The 15,940-nt window shown below is 74.1% G+C and carries 11 protein-coding genes and 1 pseudogene; all 12 read right to left on the reverse strand.

Annotation, left to right across the window (positions count from 1 at the left end; genetic code table 11):
• Positions 1-45 precede the first annotated feature (45 nt).
• Positions 46-1,611 (reverse strand): NADH-quinone oxidoreductase subunit NuoN, encoded by a 1,566-nt coding sequence (gene nuoN, locus MF406_RS16105; protein ID WP_242895637.1) that lies wholly within the window; start codon positions 1,609-1,611, stop codon positions 46-48.
• Positions 1,608-3,260, reverse strand: coding sequence for an NADH-quinone oxidoreductase subunit M (locus MF406_RS16110; RefSeq protein WP_242895638.1), 1,653 nt, complete (start codon positions 3,258-3,260; stop codon positions 1,608-1,610). Before MF406_RS16110 ends, nuoN begins: the two co-directional genes overlap by 4 nt.
• A gap of 20 nt (positions 3,261-3,280) precedes the next feature.
• Positions 3,281-5,260 carry an NADH-quinone oxidoreductase subunit L gene (nuoL, locus tag MF406_RS16115; RefSeq protein ID WP_242895639.1) on the reverse strand — a complete coding sequence of 660 codons (1,980 nt, stop codon included), beginning with the start codon at positions 5,258-5,260 and terminating at the stop codon, positions 3,281-3,283.
• 12 nt (positions 5,261-5,272) lie between these two features.
• Complete coding sequence (gene nuoK / locus MF406_RS16120; RefSeq protein ID WP_242897840.1) at positions 5,273-5,572, reverse strand: NADH-quinone oxidoreductase subunit NuoK; 300 nt, start codon at positions 5,570-5,572, stop codon at positions 5,273-5,275.
• Positions 5,569-6,693 (reverse strand): NADH-quinone oxidoreductase subunit J, encoded by a 1,125-nt coding sequence (locus tag MF406_RS16125; protein WP_371744527.1) that lies wholly within the window; start codon positions 6,691-6,693, stop codon positions 5,569-5,571. The genes nuoK and MF406_RS16125 overlap by 4 nt, the downstream gene beginning before the upstream one ends.
• Before the next feature lie 247 nt (positions 6,694-6,940).
• Positions 6,941-7,495 (reverse strand): annotated as a pseudogene (gene nuoI, locus MF406_RS16130) (NADH-quinone oxidoreductase subunit NuoI); the annotation flags it as partial.
• Positions 7,488-9,077 (reverse strand): NADH-quinone oxidoreductase subunit NuoH, encoded by a 1,590-nt coding sequence (nuoH, locus tag MF406_RS16135; protein ID WP_242895640.1) that lies wholly within the window; start codon positions 9,075-9,077, stop codon positions 7,488-7,490. The pseudogene nuoI and the gene nuoH, both read right to left, overlap by 8 nt.
• Complete coding sequence (locus MF406_RS16140; RefSeq protein WP_242895641.1) at positions 9,074-11,716, reverse strand: NADH-quinone oxidoreductase subunit G; 2,643 nt, start codon at positions 11,714-11,716, stop codon at positions 9,074-9,076. Before MF406_RS16140 ends, nuoH begins: the two co-directional genes overlap by 4 nt.
• Positions 11,713-13,035: an NADH-quinone oxidoreductase subunit NuoF gene (gene nuoF, locus MF406_RS16145; RefSeq protein ID WP_242895642.1), complete on the reverse strand. Its 1,323-nt coding sequence runs from the start codon at positions 13,033-13,035 to the stop codon at positions 11,713-11,715. The genes MF406_RS16140 and nuoF overlap by 4 nt, the downstream gene beginning before the upstream one ends.
• Positions 13,032-13,883 (reverse strand): NADH-quinone oxidoreductase subunit NuoE, encoded by an 852-nt coding sequence (nuoE, locus tag MF406_RS16150; RefSeq protein ID WP_242895643.1) that lies wholly within the window; start codon positions 13,881-13,883, stop codon positions 13,032-13,034. Before nuoE ends, nuoF begins: the two co-directional genes overlap by 4 nt.
• Complete coding sequence (locus MF406_RS16155; RefSeq protein ID WP_242895644.1) at positions 13,883-15,229, reverse strand: NADH-quinone oxidoreductase subunit D; 1,347 nt, start codon at positions 15,227-15,229, stop codon at positions 13,883-13,885. Before MF406_RS16155 ends, nuoE begins: the two co-directional genes overlap by 1 nt.
• Complete coding sequence (locus tag MF406_RS16160) at positions 15,229-15,921, reverse strand: NADH-quinone oxidoreductase subunit C (RefSeq protein ID WP_242897842.1); 693 nt, start codon at positions 15,919-15,921, stop codon at positions 15,229-15,231. Before MF406_RS16160 ends, MF406_RS16155 begins: the two co-directional genes overlap by 1 nt.
• Positions 15,922-15,940 lie beyond the last annotated feature (19 nt).

Below are 15,940 nucleotides of genomic sequence, written 5' to 3' on the forward strand. Positions count from 1 at the left end.
GCAGGTCGGGGGCGCCGAGCGGGAGGTCCACGGCAGGAACGGTACTCACGGGAGGAACACCGCCGCCTGCCCGGCGAGGTCGAGCACCGGGCCGGGCAGCACGCCCAGCGCCAGGGTGCCCACGGCGCACACGGCGACGGCGACGGTGGTCAGCCCCTCGGAGGAGACCACCGCGGTGGTCTCCCCGTCCGGCTCGGTGAAGAACATCAGCACGATGAGCCGGACGTAGAAGAACGCCGTGGCGGCCGAGGCGAGCACCGCCAGCACGACGAGGATCCACTCCCCGCCGTCGACCCCGGCGGTGAACACGGCGAACTTGCCCATGAATCCGGCGGTCAGCGGGATGCCGGCCATGGACAGCAGGAACAGGGTCATGGCGACGGCGGCCGCGGGCTTGCGCCGGCCCAGCCCGGCCCACTGGGACAGGTGGGTGGCCTCGCCGGTGACGTTGCCGGCCGGGTCCCGCTCGCGGACCAGGGTGACCAGGGCGAAGGCGCCGATGGTGGCCAGGCCGTAGGCGAGCAGGTAGAACAGCACGGCGGCGATGCCGGCCTGGCGCAGCGCGATCACGCCGATGAGCACGAACCCGGCGTGGGCGATGGCGGAGTAGGCCAGCATCCGCTTGACGTCGGTCTGGATGATCCCGAGCACCGTGCCGACCAGCATGGTCAGGATGATGACCGTCCACAGGAACGGGCTGAGGTCCCAGCTCATGCCGGGGACCGCGACGTAGAGGAACCGCAGCAGGGCGGCGAAGGCGGCGAGCTTGGTGGCGGCGGCCATGAACCCGGTGATCGGGGTCGGGGCGCCGGTGTAGACGTCCGGGGTCCAGGCGTGGAAGGGCACCGCGGCGATCTTGAACAGCAGGCCCACCAGGACCAGGACCGTGCCGGCCAGCAGCATCCAGTCCATCCCGACGGTCGCCGGGACGGCCTGGGCGAGGTCGGCCAGGCGCACCGAGCCGGAGAAGCCGTAGAGCAGCGCGACGCCGAAGATCATGCTGGCCGAGGCGAACGCGCCGAGCAACAGGTACTTCAGGGACGCCTCCTGGGAGAGCAGGCGCCGGCGCCGGGCCAGGCCGGTCAGCACGTACAGCGGCAGCGAGAGCACCTCCAGCGCCACGAACAGGGTGAGCAGGTCCCCCGCGGCGGGGAAGACGGCCATCCCGGTCAGGGAGAAGAGGGTGAGCGGGAAGACCTCGGTCTGCACGACGCCGGCCCGGGTGTAGTCCGCCTCGTCGGCCGAGCCGGGGCGGGCGGCGGCCTGCGCGGCGAAGGCGCCCTCGCCGGACTCGGTGCGGTCGGCGATGACGAGCAGGGCGAGGAAGCCGAGGAGCATCAGCACGCCCTGCGCGGCGAGCGCGGGCCCGTCCTCCACGACCGAGCCGCCCATGACCGCCCGGGGCCCGGTGTCGGCGACGACGGTCCACCGCCACACCACGGCGACGAGGGCGCCGGCGGTGGCCACCAGCCCGAGGACGAGCTGGGTGACGCGGCGGGACCGGGCCGGGACGAACGCCTCGACCAGCACCCCGGCGACCGCGGCGAGCAGCAGGATGAGGACGGGGGTCAGCGCCGCCCAGTCGACCTCGGGCGCGACGAACGTGTTCACTTCTCCTCCTGCGTCCCGGCGGTGGCCGGGAGGTCTGCGGCAGCGGTCCCGGCCGGGTCGGCGACCGCGGCGGCGCCGTCAGCCCGGGCGCCGTCGGCCTCCGTCCCGCCGTCGGCCTCCGCCGTCAGCGAGCGGGGCTGGTCGATCGCGAGCCCCTCGGCCACCGGGGTGACGGCGTCCAGGACCGGGGCGGGGTAGAAGCCGAGGGCCAGCATGGCCGCCACGAGCGGGGCCACCACCCACTTCTCCCGGGCGCCGAGGTCCGGCACCGTCACGAGCCGGTCCGCCTTGGGGCCGGTGAACATCCGCTGGTAGGGCAGCAGCACGTACACCGCGGCGATGATCACGCCGAGGACCGCGACGACGCCGGCCACCACGGAGACCCGGAAGCTGCCGAGCAGCACGAGGTACTCGGGCACGAACCCGCTCAGCCCGGGCAGGGCGATGGTGGCCAGGCCGGCGACCAGGAAGGTGCCGGCCAGCACCGGGGTGACCCGCTGCATGCCGCCGAAGGCGGGGATGTGCTGGGTGCCGGCCCGGGTGGTGAGGAAGCCGGTGATGAGGAACAGCGCGGCGATGCTGACCCCGTGGGCGACCATGTAGATCATCGCCCCGGACAGGGCCACCTGGTCCCGGACGAAGATGCCCAGCACGATGAACCCGAAGTGGCTCACCGAGGTGTAGGCGATCAGCCGCATGATGTCCCGCTGGCCGACGGCGAGCAGCCCGCCGTAGATGATCGACACCAGCGCCAGCGCCACGATGACCGGGGCGGCGGCCTCCGCGGCGCCGGGGAACAGCGGCAGGCACAGCGCGATCATCCCGAAGGTGCCGACCTTGTCCAGCACGCCGACGAGCAGCACCGACGCGCCCGGCGGGGCCTGCTGGGCGGTGTCCGGCAGCCAGGTGTGCACCGGGACCATCGGGGCCTTGATCGCGAAGGCGATGAAGAAGGACAGGAACAGCGCCAGCTCCACCGCCGGGCCGACGTCGAGGTTCCCGGCCAGGTTGTCGACGAGGAAGCCCTGCGGCCCGCCCGGGCCGAGCAGGTACACCGCGACCACCCCGACGAGCATGATCAGCCCGCCGGCGAGGGAGTACAGCAGGAACTTCAGCGCCGCGGTGCGCCGGCGGGGCCCGCCGTAGCTGCCGACCAGGAAGTACACCGGGACGAGCATGGCCTCGAAGACGATGTAGAAGAGGAAGACGTCCCGGGCCGCGAAGACCGCGACCATCATCGCCTCCAGCGCCAGGACCAGGGCCACGAAGCCCATCTGCCGGCGCTCGACGACGGCGCCCGGCGCCACCGTCTCCTGGTCGCGCCAGCCGGCCAGCAGGACCAGCGGGACGAGGAACACCGCCAGCAGCACCAGCGCCAGGCCGAGCCCGTTGACGCCGACGGCGTAGGAGACGCCGAGCTGGGGGATCCAGGAGTGCAGCTCGCCGAGCTGGACGGTGCCGGCCGCGCCCATGTCGAAGGCGGTGGTGGCGGCGACGGCGAGGGCGAGCTCGACGAGCGAGACGCCGAGGGCGACCGGCCGGGCCACCCTGTGCAGCGGCGGCACCAGCCACAGCACCAGCGCCGCGACGGCGGGCAGGGCGATGAGGACGGTCAGCCAGGGGACGGCCGCCGTGGTGAGTGTCTGCATGACTTCCTTTACCTCCGGCCCTAGACCCGCGCGGCGAGGACGACGACGAGGGCCAGGACGGCGCCGGCGGCCATCGTCCCGGCGTAGGAGCGCACGTACCCGTTCTGCAGCCGGCTGAGCACCCGGCCGGTGCCGGACGTCGCCTTCGCCACGCCCATCACCGCGCCGTCGACGACGGCGGTGTCGGCATAGACCAGCGAGCGGGTCAGGTACTGGCTGGGCCGCATGAACAGGCCCTCGTTCACCGCGTCCTGGTACAGGTCGTGGCGGGCGGCGACGGTCAGCGGCGAGGCGGCCGGGGCGACGACGGGGACGTCGGCGACGGCGTAGCGGCGCCAGGCGACCAGGGCGCCGGCCACGACCAGGACGAAGGTGGCGACCATGATCACCGCCGGCGGCAAGACCGGCTCGACGTGCTCGGCGGCGCCGGTGACCGGCTCGAGCCAGGTGGCGAAGGACCCGCCGACCATCAGCAGCCCGCCCAGGGCCAGGGACCCGATCGCCAGGACCACCATCGGCACGGTCATCAGCGCCGGCGCCTCGTGCGGGTGGACCTCGGCGCCCTCGGCGGCGGTGGTCCACCGGGCCTTGCCGTGGAAGGTCATGAAGAACAGCCGGGACATGTAGAACGCGGTGAGCCCGGCGCCGAGGAGCGCGACGGTGCCGAACACCCACGGCTGCCAGCCGGTGCCGGAGAACGCGGCCTCGATGATCCGGTCCTTGGACCAGAACCCGGAGAACGGGGGGACGCCGATGATCGCCAGCCAGCCCGCCAGGAAGGTGAGCCAGGTGACCTTCATGACGGCGGAGAGGTGGCCGAAGCGGCGCATGTCCACCTGGTCGCCCATGCCGTGCATGACCGACCCGGCACCGAGGAACATCCCGGCCTTGAAGAAGCCGTGGGTGATCAGGTGGAAGATCGCGAAGGCGTACCCCACCGGGCCCAGGCCCGCGCCGAGCATCATGTACCCGATCTGGGACATGGTGGAGGCGGCGAGGACCTTCTTGATGTCGTCCTTGGCGGACCCGACGACCGCCCCGAACACCAGCGTGATGGCGCCGACGATCGCGACGACGAGCAGCGCGGTGGGCGCACCGGTGAAGATCGGCCCGGAGCGCACCACCAGGTAGACCCCGGCGGTGACCATGGTCGCGGCGTGGATCAGCGCCGAGACCGGGGTGGGGCCGGCCATCGCGTCCCCGAGCCAGGCCTGCAGCGGGAACTGGGCGGACTTCCCGCACGCGGCGAGCAGCAGGGTCAGCCCGATGAGGGTGAGCACGCCCTCGCTCGCCCCGGCCGCGGCGGGCAGCACCCCGGAGAAGCTGACCGTGCCGAAGACGGTGAACATCGTCATCATCGCGACCAGCAGCCCGACGTCGCCGACCCGGTTCATCACGAAGGCCTTCTTCGCGGCGACGGCGTAGTCGGTGCGGTGGTTCCAGAACCCGATGAGCAGGTAGGAGGCCAGGCCCACGCCCTCCCAGCCGACGAAGAGCAGCGCGTAGCTGTCGGCGAGGACGAGCAGCAGCATCGCCGCGACGAAGAGGTTGAGGTAGGCGAAGAACCGGCGCCGGTCGGCGTCGTGGGCCATGTACGCCACGGAGTAGACGTGGATGAGGGAGCCGACGAACGTCACGAGCAGGACGAAGGTCATCGACAGCGGGTCGACCCGCAGCCCGGCGTCGACCGTCAGGTCCCCGGCCGGGATCCAGCTGAACAGGTGCAGGTCCAGCACCCGCTCCGGGCCGGGCAGCCCGAGGAGCTGGACGACGATCGCGGCGGCGACGACGACCCCGGACGCCGCGGCGGCGACGGCGAGCCAGTGGCCCCACCGGTCCGCGCGGCGCCCGGCCACCAGCAGCGCCCCGGCGCTGACCAGCGGGATCGCGACGAGCAGCCAGGCCAGGGCGGCGGCCCCGTCCGCCGGCGCCGCGGCGGCGGCCGGCCCGGCGGCGGCCGGCAGGGCCGCGGGCATGGATGTGGGGAGAGAACCCAGCATGACCTGCCTACCTCAGTGCTTCAGCAGGTTGACGTCGTCGACGGACGCGGACCTGCGGGTTCGGAAGATGGACACGATGATCGCCAGCCCGACCACGACCTCGGCGGCGGCGACCACCATGACGAAGAAGGCGACCACCTGGCCGGTGAGGTTGCCGTGCAGCCGGGCGAAGGTGACCAGGGCCAGGTTGGCGGAGTTGAGCATCAGCTCCACGCCGAGCAGCGCGATGATGGCGTTGCGGCGCACCAGCACGGTGGTGGCGCCGATCGCGAAGAGGATCCCGGACAGCGCCACGTAGTTCATCAGGCTCACTGCCGGACCTCCTGCTCGTCCTCGGTGCCGGTGCGCTCGGTGCGCCCGGGGTCGCCCGCGGTGCCCGCGGCGGCGCTGGCCGGGTCGGTGGTGTGGTCGGGCAGGGCCAGGTCGGTGCCGGGCGTGCCGGCGCCGGGCAGCCCGGGCAGCGGCGGGGCCTCCCCGCGCATGCCGGGCAGGCCGGACTGGCCCACCGCGCGGCTGGCCGGCCCGCCGTGGAAGCCGGCGACGTCCTGCCCGGCGCGGGCCCGGGCGACGGCCTCGACGGTCTCCGGGCTGACGTCGGCGATGGTGCGGGCCTGACCGCGGATGCGGAGCACGCGGGGCACGGAGTCCGGCACCGGCTGGCCCGTGGCGGACAGGGCCGGCAGGTCCGCGGCGTTGGAGCGGGCGTAGACCCCGGGCGCGGGCAGCTGGCCCAGCCGGCCGCGGCCGGCGGCGTAGTCGGCCATCTTCTGCTCCACCACCTCGCGCTGGGTGACCGTGGGCCGCAGCCGCTCCCGGTGGGTCAGCGTCACCGCGCCGAGGGCGGCGGTGACCAGCAGGGCGCCGACGATCTCCATCGCGAAGGCGTACTGGCCGAAGATGATCCGGGCCACCCCGACCGGGTTGGAGTCGGCGTTGGCCTCGGCCAGCCCGGCGGGCTCGGGGGCGGTGGTGGCGGCGACGACGCCGAGCAGGACGATGATGAGCCCGGCCCCGGCGAGCGCGGCGACCCACCGCTGCCCGCGGATGGTCTCGTGCAGGGCGTCGGAGGCGTCCACGCCGACCAGCATGATGACGAAGAGGAAGAGCATCATGATCGCGCCGGTGTAGACCACGACCTGGGCCACGCCGAGGAACGGGGCCTCCTGGGCGACGTAGAGGAACGCCAGGGCGATCATCACCAGCACGACGCTCATCGCGGCGTGCACCGCGCGGCGGGCGAAGACCAGGCCGAGCGCGGCGATGACCATGATCGGCGCGAGCACCCAGAACAGGACGGTCTCCCCGGAGGAGACCCGCCCGGTCTCGGCCAGCGCGGCGGGCACGGCGCCGTGCGCCAGCGCGGGCAGGGCGCCGTGCGCCAGCGCGGGTGCGGCCTCGGCCAGCGCGGCGGGCACGGCCAGCGCGGCGCTCACCGGCGGCCCCCGCGTGCGCCGCGCCGGTCCCGGCGGCGGTGGCGCCGGCGGTCGTGGCCCCGGCGCTGCTGGCACCGGCCGGTGCCCCGGCGGTCGCCTGCTCGCCGCCGGCCGGCCGGGCCGTGGCGAGGGTCGGGTCCGCCGGGCGGTGCTCCCGCACCCAGGCCACCTGGCCGGGGGTCGGGCCGGTGACGTCGCCGCGGTAGTAGTCGTCGTCCTCGGTGCCCTCGGCCATCGGGTGCGGGGCGGCGAGCGCGCCGGCCGGCAGCGGGCCGAGGAGGTCCTGCTTCTCGTAGATCAGGCCCTCCCGGGTGGGGCCGGCGAGCTCGTAGTCGTTCGTCATGGTCAGCGCCCGGGTCGGGCAGGCCTCGATGCACAGGCCGCAGAAGATGCAGCGCAGGTAGTTGATCTGGTAGACGCGCCCGTACCGCTCCCCCGGCGAGAACTGGGCGTCGGGGGTGTTGTTGCCGGCCTCGACGTAGATGGCGTCGGCCGGGCACGCCCAGGCGCACAGCTCGCAGCCGATGCACTTCTCCAGGCCGTCGTCGTAGTAGTTGAGCTGGTGCCGGCCGTGGTAGCGCGGCTGGGTGGGCACCTTCTCGAACGGGTACTGCTCGGTGACCATCGGCCGGAAGATCGAGGAGAGCGTCACCCCGAACCCGGCGACCGGGGCGAGGAACCGCCCGACCGGGCCCTTGCGGGCCGGGCCCAGCGCCGCCGGGTCGACCCGGCCGGCCTTCCCGACCTCGCCGCCGCGGCGGCGGCGTCCGCCGAGCTCCTGCCCGGACCTGTCCTCAGCCATCGTGGTGCTCCTTGTCCATGCTGGTGCTGCCGGCCGCGCGGTCCGGGATTGTCCCGGCCGGGGCGCGGCCGTCGCCGGCCGCCGCCGCACGGCGCTGCCGCCGGGGCGAGGGCGGCAGGGTCTGCCCGGGCAGCGGCGGTACAGGGTAGCCGCCGGCGAAGGCGTCGAGCTCGACGGCGGGCGGCATGACGTCGCCGCGCGCGCCGGCCCGGGCGCCGTCGGCTGCCCCGTCGCCGGCCCCGGCCCGGGTGCCGTCCCCGGCCCGGCCGGCCCCGGCGCGGGCCGGCTCCCCGGTGCGGTCGCCGTCGTCGTCGGTCTCCTTCTCCGCGGGCCAGACGAGCAGCACGACGAGCAAGAAGGCGAACACGCCGCCGATCCACAGCAGCAGGGTGGTCAGGTCGACGTCGGTGAACTGGCGCACGCCCTGGACCAGGGCGACCAGCACCAGCCAGCCCAGCGCGAAGGGGATGAGCCGCTTCCAGCCGAGGTTCATGAACTGGTCGTAGCGGATCCGCACCAGGGTGCCGCGGGCCCAGATCATCAGGAACATGAAGAACCAGACCTTGGCCACGAACCACAGCAGCGGCCACCAGCCGGTGTTCAGCACCCCGTCGCCGATGGTGGACAGCGGCCACGGGGCCCGCCAGCCGCCGAAGAACAGCGTGGTGGCCACCGCGGAGACGTTGAACATGTTGATGTACTCGGCGAGGAAGAACCAGGCGAACTTCATCGAGCTGTACTCGACCATGTGCCCGGCGACGAGCTCGCCCTCGGCCTCGGGCAGGTCGAACGGGAGGCGGTTGACCTCCCCGACCATGGAGATCAGGTAGACGACGAACGCGGGCAGCAGCGCGATGCCCCACCACAGCTGGGTCTGCGCGTCGACGATCTGGGAGGTCGACATGGACCCGGAGACCAGGAACACGCTGACCAGGGACAGGCCCATGCTCAGCTCGTAGGAGATCACCTGCGCCGAGGAGCGCACCGCGCCGAGCAGCGGGTAGGTGGAGTTGGAGGCCCACCCGCCGAGCACGATGCCGTACACGCCCAGGCCGGTGACGGCGAGGATGTAGAGCACCGAGACCGGGGTGTCGGTCAGCTGCAGCGGGGTGGTGCGGCCGAACATCGACACCTCGGGCCCGAACGGGATGACCGCGTAGATGAGGAACGCGCAGAACGCGGCGATGAACGGGGCCAGGACGTAGAGGATCTTGTCGGCGCCCTTGACCGAGAAGTCCTCCTTGAGGATGAGCTTGAGGGCGTCGCCGAGGGACTGCAGGATCCCGAAGGGGCCGTGCACGTTCGGGCCGGGCCGGGTCTGCATCCGGCCGAGGATGCGCCGCTCGGCCCAGATCGCCAGCAGCACCGAGAGCAGCAGGAAGACCAGGATCCCGACGGCCTTGATCACCCAGAGCCACCAGGTGTCCTCGCTGAAGTCGGCGGACGGCTGCGCGGCCGGGCCGGGCGCCGCCGCGGCGGGCAGGATCCCGCCGGGCAGGATCCCGCCGGGCAGGATCCCGCCGGGCAGGATCCCGCCGGGCAGGGCCCCGGTGGCGGCCAGGGCGGCCGTGGGCAGCATCATCGGTCCTCCTTAGCCTTAGCCGCGGCGAGGCGGACGACGGCGCCGGCGCCCACGCCGATGGTGTGCACGCTCGAGCCGGCCGAGTTCTGCGGCAGCCACACCACCCGCTCCGGCATCGTGGTCACGGCCAGCGGCAGGGTGATGGTCCCGGCCGGGCCGGTGACGGCGAGCGGCTCGCCGTCGGCGACGCCGAGGGCGGCGGCGGTGGCCGGGGAGGTGCGCGCCACCGGCCGGTGCGCGGTGCCGGCCAGGTGCGGCTCGCCGTCCTGCAGCCGGCCGGCGTCCAGCTGGGGCTTCCAGGTGGCGAGCACCGCCTCGCCCGGGCCCGGCGCGGGCAGGGCCGCCGCGCCGCCGCGGGGAGCCGGCGGGCGGGTCCCCTCCCAGCCGGCGAGCTCGGCCAGCTCGGCGTGCACGTCGGTCAGCTCCGCCAGCCCGAGCTCGACGCCCATCTCCGCGGCGAGGGCCTGCAGGACCTGCCGGTCGGACAGCGACCGGGAGACGAGGACCTGGCCGAACGGGCGCCGTCGGCCCTCCCAGGTGACGAACGTGCCGGCCTTCTCCACCGGCGGGGCGACCGGCAGCACGACGTCGGCGTGGGCGGTGACGGCCGAGCGGCGCACCTCCAGCTGCAGGACGAACCCGGCGGCGGTCAGCGCGGCCTCGGCCAGCGCCGGGTCGGGCAGGTCCACCGGCTCCAGCCCGCCGACGACGAGGCCGCCGAGGGCGCCGTCGCGGGCGGCGGCGAGGATGCCGGTGGCGTCCCGGCCCACCTGGCCGGGCAGGGTCGCGGCGCCCCAGACGGCGGCGGTGTCCACCCGGGCGGCGGGGTCGGTAACCGGCCGCCCGCCGGGCAGCAGGCCCGGCAGCAGGCCGGCGTCGACGGCGCCGACCTCCCCGGCGCGGCGCGGCACCCAGGCCAGCCGCGCGCCGGTGCGCTCGGCGAGGGCGGAGACGGCGGCCAGCGTGCCGGGCACGGCGGCGGCCCGCTCCCCGACCAGGATCACCGCGCCGGGCTCGGCGAGCCGCTCGGCCAGGGCGGCCAGGTCCGGCTCGGTGGACCCGGCGGCGACCGCGTCGAGGACCTCCGGCTCGGTGCCCGGGGCCGCCGGGACGAGCTCGGCGCGCATCTTGGTGGTGCCGCGGGTGGCGAACGGGGCGACGGTGGCCACCCGGACGGTGCCGGCCAGGACGCCCTTGCGCAGCCGCAGGAAGATCGTGCCGCACTCGTCCTCGGGCTCCAGGGCGACGAGCAGCACCTGCCCGGCGCGCTCCAGGTCCGGGTAGGTCACGCCCAGACCCCGGCCGGCGACGTGGTGGGCGAGGAACGCGGCCTCCTCGGCGCTGTGCACCCGGGCGCGGTGGTCGACGTCGTTGGTGCCGAGGGCGAGGCGGGCGAACTTGGCCCAGGCGTAGGCGTCCTCCAGGGTCAGCCGCCCGCCGGGCAGCAGCCCGACCCCGCCGGCGGCGCGGGCGCCGGCCAGCCCCCGGGCGGCGACGTCGAGGGCGTCGGCCCAGCTGGTGGTGACCAGCTCGCCGGTGCCGGGCTCGCGGACCATCGGCAGGGTGAGCCGGTCCGGGGCGCTCTGCCAGCGGAACGCGAACCGGTCCTTGTCGGTGATCCACTCCTCGTTGACCTCCGCGTCCTCCCCGGCCAGCCGGCGCACGACGACGCCGCGGCGGTGGTCCACCCGGATGGCGGAGCCGCCGGCGTCGTGCTCGGCGACGGAGGCGGTGGAGACCAGGTCGAAGGGCCGGGCCCGGAACCGGTAGGCGGCGGAGGTGAGCGCGCCGACCGGGCAGATCTGGATGGTGTTGCCGGAGAAGTAGGAGGAGAACGGCCGCCCGGAGCTGTCCGCCTCGGCCACGCCCACCGGCCCGGCGGCCAGGGAGCCGACGACGCCGGCGTCCCCGTCCGGTCCGGTCAGGTCCGGGCTGCGCAGGTCCACGTCCGCCTCGGCGGCGGCGAAGTCCAGCACCCGGGCGTCGAAGGTGCCGATCTGGGAGCCGTGCAGCTCGGCCACCTCCCGGCCGGGGGCGCCGCCGCCGCGGCCCTGCAGGGCGATGAAGGGGTCCCCGGCGATCTCCTCGGAGAACCGGGTGCACCGCTGGCACAGGATGCACCGGTCCCGGTCGAGCAGGATCTGGGTGGAGATCTTCAGCGGCTTGGGGAAGGTGCGCTTGACGTCGACGAACCGGGAGGTGGCCCGCCCGTTGCTCATCGCCTGGTTCTGCAGCGGGCACTCCCCGCCCTTGTCGCACACCGGGCAGTCCAGCGGGTGGTTGACCAGCAGGAACTCCATGATCCCGTGCTGGGCCTTGTCCGCGACGTCGGAGGTGTGCTGGGTGGCGACGACCATCCCCGGGGTGGCCTCCAGGGTGCAGGAGGTCTGCGGCTTGGGCATGGCCCGCAGGTTCCCCTCCCGGTCCGGGGTGGAGACCTCGACCAGGCACTGCCGGCAGGCCCCGGCGGGGGCCAGCAGCGGGTGGTCGCAGAACCGGGGGATCTGGATCCCGGCCTGCTCGGCGGCCCGGATGACCAGCGCCCCCTTGGGCACCTCCACCTCGATGCCGTCGATGGTCAGGCTGATCGTCTCCACCGGGGTCTCGGCCTTGGCCAGGCGGTCGGTCGTGGCGGTCATCGGACACCTGCTTCGCTGAACACGGCGGAGGCCTCGTAGGGGAAGAGCTCCCAGGCGGGGGTGTGCGTCCCGGCCTCGAACTCCTCCCGGAAGTGCTTGATCCCGCTCTGGATGGGCACGGCGGAGGCGTCCCCGAGCGCGCAGAAGGACCGGCCGGCGATGTTGCCGGCGACGTCGAGGAGCAGGTCGACGTCGGTGGGCAGGCCGCGGCCGGCCTCCAGCCGGTGCATGACCTGCTTCATCCAGTAGGTGCCCTCCCGGCACGGGGTGCACTTGCCGCAGGACTCGTGCTGGTAGAAGTCGGTCCACCGGGACACCACCCGCACCACCGAGGTGGTCTCGTCGAAGACCTGCAGGGCGCGGGTGCCCAGCATGGACCCGGCGGCGCCGACGGACTCGTAGTCCAGCGGCACGTCGAGCTCGGCCTCGGTGAAGATCGGGGTGGAGGACCCGCCCGGGGTCCAGAACTTCAGCCGGTGGCCGGGCCGGACCCCGCCGGCGAGCTCGACGAGCTCGCGCATGGTGATGCCGAACGGGGCCTCGAACTGGCCGGGGTTGCGCACGTGCCCGGAGACGGAGAACAGGCCGTGCCCGGCGCTCTTCTCGGTGCCCAGGCCGGCGAACCAGTCCGCGCCGCGGGCCAGGATCCCCGGGACCGAGGCGATGGACTCGACGTTGTTGACCACCGTGGGCCGGGCGTACAGGCCGGCGACGGCGGGGAAGGGGGGCTTGAGCCGGGGCTGGCCGCGGCGGCCCTCCAGGGAGTCCAGCAGCGCGGTCTCCTCCCCGCAGATGTACGCCCCGGCGCCGGCGTGCACGGTGATCTCCAGGTCGAAGTCGCCGCGCGGGCCGGTCCCGGTGCCGATCAGCCCGGCCTCGCGGGCCTCCCGCACGGCGGCCAGCAGCCGGCGGTAGACGTGCGCCGTCTCCCCGCGCAGGTAGATGAAGGCGTGGTGGCCGCCGATGGCGTAGGAGGTGATCGCCACGCCCTCGATCAGGGCGTGCGGGTTGGCCAGCATGAGCGGGACGTCCTTGCAGGTCCCGGGCTCGGACTCGTCGGCGTTGACCACCAGGTAGCGCGGGCCGCCGTCGGGCTTGGGCAGGAAGGACCACTTCAGCCCGGTGGGGAAGCCGGCCCCGCCGCGCCCGCGCAGGCCGGAGGTCTTCACCGCGGCGACGACGTCGTCCGGCGCCATGGCCAGCGCGGCGGCCAGGCCCCGGTAGCCGCCGTGGGCGCGGTAGGTGCCCAGCTGCCAGGAGCGCTCGGCGTCCCAGATGTCGGTCAGCACGGGGGTGAGCTTCGCGGCGGTGGTGCTCATTGGACGTTCCCCTTCGCCTCGTCCTGCCGGGGCCGCGCCGAGACGTCGGCGTCGGTGGTCGGGGTGCGCTCGGCGCTGGAGCCGGCCGTGCCCACCGGGGGCTCGGCGTCGGCGGCGGTGAGCGGCGCGGCGCCGGGCTGGCTCTGCTGGTCGGCGGTGCCGGGCCGGCCGGTCTGGCCGTCCCCGGCCGGCCGGGCGCCGTCGCCGGCCGCCTCCCGGGCCAGCCGCAGCCCGCGCAGACTCGCCTCCCCGGCCCCGACCCCCTCGTCCACGCGGCCGTCCTCGAACCCGGCCAGCAGGTGGGAGATCTCCCGGAAGGTGCCGACGGTGGCCGCCCCGCGGGTGGGTGCCACGGCCTCCCCGGCGGCCAGGGCGTCGACCAGCGCGGTGGCCGACGCCGGGGTCTGGTTGTCGAAGAACTCCCAGTTCACCATGACGACCGGGGCGTAGTCGCAGGCCGCGTTGCACTCCACCCGCTCCAGGGTGATCCGCCCGTCCGGGGTGGTCTCGTCGTGGCCGACACCGAGGTGGTCGGACAGCCGCTCGTAGATCAGGTCCCCGCCGAGGACGGCGCACAGCGCGTTGGTGCACACCCCGACGGTGTACTCCCCGTTCGGGTGGCGCTTGTACTGGGTGTAGAAGGTGGCCACCGCGGAGACCTCGGCGCGGGAGAGGTCGAGCAGCTCGGCGCACAGCGCGATCCCGCGGGGGGCGACGTAGCCGTCCGCGGACTGCACCAGGTGCAGCAGCGGCAGCAGGGCCGAGCGCGGGTCGGGGTAGCGGGCGATGACCTGCGCCGCCTCGGCGCGCAGCCGGGCGTCGACGTCGGGCGCGTACGGCTCGCTCATCAGCGGTCCACCCCTCCCAGGACGGGGTCCAGCGAGGCGAGGGTGACGACGACGTCGGCCAGCTGGCCGCCCTCGGTCATCATCGCCGTGGACTGCAGGTTGCTGAAGGACGGGTCCCGGAAGTGGGCCCGGTAGGGGCGGGTGGCGCCGTCGGAGACCAGGTGCACGCCCTGGATCCCCTTGGCGTGCTCGGTCAGCACGAAGACCTGCCCGGCCGGCACCCGGAACCCCTCGGTCACCAGCTTGAAGTGGTGGATGAGGGACTCCATGGAGGTGGCCATGATCTCCCGGATGTGCTCGGCGGAGTTGCCCTGCCCGTCGCTGCCGATGGAAAGCTGGGCGGGCCAGGCGATCTTCTTGTCCGCCACCATGACCGGGCCGGGGGTGGCGTCCAGCCGGTCCAGGGCCTGGAGCACGATCTTGATCGACTCGTAGCACTCGTCGAACCGGACCATGGCGCGGTTGTAGGCGTCGGAGTGGTCCCGGGTGGGGACGGCGAAGTCGTAGGTCTCGTACCCGCAGTAGGGCATGAGCTTGCGCAGGTCCAGCGGCAGCCCGGCGGCGCGCACCGCCGGGCCGGTCAGGCCCAGCGCCATGGCGGCCGGCAGGGAGACGTAGCCGACGTCCTGCTGGCGGGACTTGAAGATGGGGTTCTCCATCGTCAGGTCCTGCAGCTCCTTGACCGACAGGCGGATGTTGGGCAGCAGCTCGCGGACGTAGTCGGTGGTGCCCGGCGGCAGGTCGGCCGCGACGCCGCCGGGGCGGATGTAGGCGTGGTTCATCCGCAGGCCGGAGGCGCGCTCGAAGATGCGCAGGATGTCCTCCCGGCCGCGGAACCCGACCGTCATCATCGTCGTCGCGCCGAGCTCATTGCCGCCGGTGCCGATGGCGATCAGGTGGGAGGCGATCCGGTTGAGCTCCATCATCAGCACCCGGATCAGGGTGGCCCGGGGCGGGACGTCGTCGGTGATCCCGAGGAGCTTCTCCACCGCCAGGCAGTACCCGACCTCCTGGAAGAACGGGGCGACGTAGTCCATCCGGGTGCAGAACGTCACGCCCTGGGTCCAGGTGCGGTACTCCATGTTCTTCTCGATGCCGGTGTGCAGGTACCCGGTGCCCACCCGCAGCTCGCGGACGTACTCGCCGTCGATCTCCAGGATGAGCCGGAGCACGCCGTGGGTGGAGGGGTGCACGGGGCCCATGTTGACGACGATGCGCTCCTCGCCCAGGCGCTCGGCCTCCGCGGCGATCTCGGCCCAGTCCCCGCCCTCGGCGACGAACTCCGGGGCGCCAGGGGCCTCCCCCGCCGGACCGGCCGCGGCGGGACGGACGTTGGTGGCGGACATCAGCGGTACGACCTCCGGGTGTCGGGCGGGGGGACGACGGCGCCCTTGTACTCCACCGGGATGCCGCCGAGCGGGTAGTCCTTGCGCTGGGGGTGCCCGACCCAGTCGTCCGGCAGGGCGGTGCGGGCCAGGGCGGGGTGGCCGTCGAAGACGATGCCGAACAGGTCCCAGGTCTCCCGCTCGTGCCAGTCGTTGCCCGGGTAGGTGTCGACGACGGTGGGGATGTGCGGGTCGGCGTCGGGGCAGGTGACCTCCAGGCGCAGCGCCCGGGCGTGGGTGACCGAGAGCAGGTGGTAGACGGCGTGCAGCTCGCGGCCCTGGTCGCCGGGGTAGTGCACCCCGGAGACGCCCAGGCACAGCTCGAACCGCAGGTCCTGGTCGTCCCGCAGCGCCCGGCACACGAGGGGCAGGTGCTCGCGGACGACGAAGATCGTCAGCTCGTCGCGGTCGACGACGACCTTCTCCAGGCCGGCGTCGGGGTCCAGGCCCTGCTCGCGGAGGATCTCGACCAGGATGTCCACGACCTCGTCGAACCAGCCGCCGTAGGGCCGCTCGCTGGCCGGGGGCAGGGCGACCGGGACGGTCAGCCCCCCGTAGCCGGAGGTGTCCCCCGATCCCTGCACCCCGAACAGGCCGCGCCGGGTGGCGACCACCTCGAGCTGGGTGCGCCCGCCGACGGCGCCGGCCGGGATGTTCTGCCCGCCGGCCTCG

The organism is Georgenia sp. TF02-10 (assembly GCF_022759505.1).
GTDB lineage: Bacteria > Actinomycetota > Actinomycetes > Actinomycetales > Actinomycetaceae > TF02-10.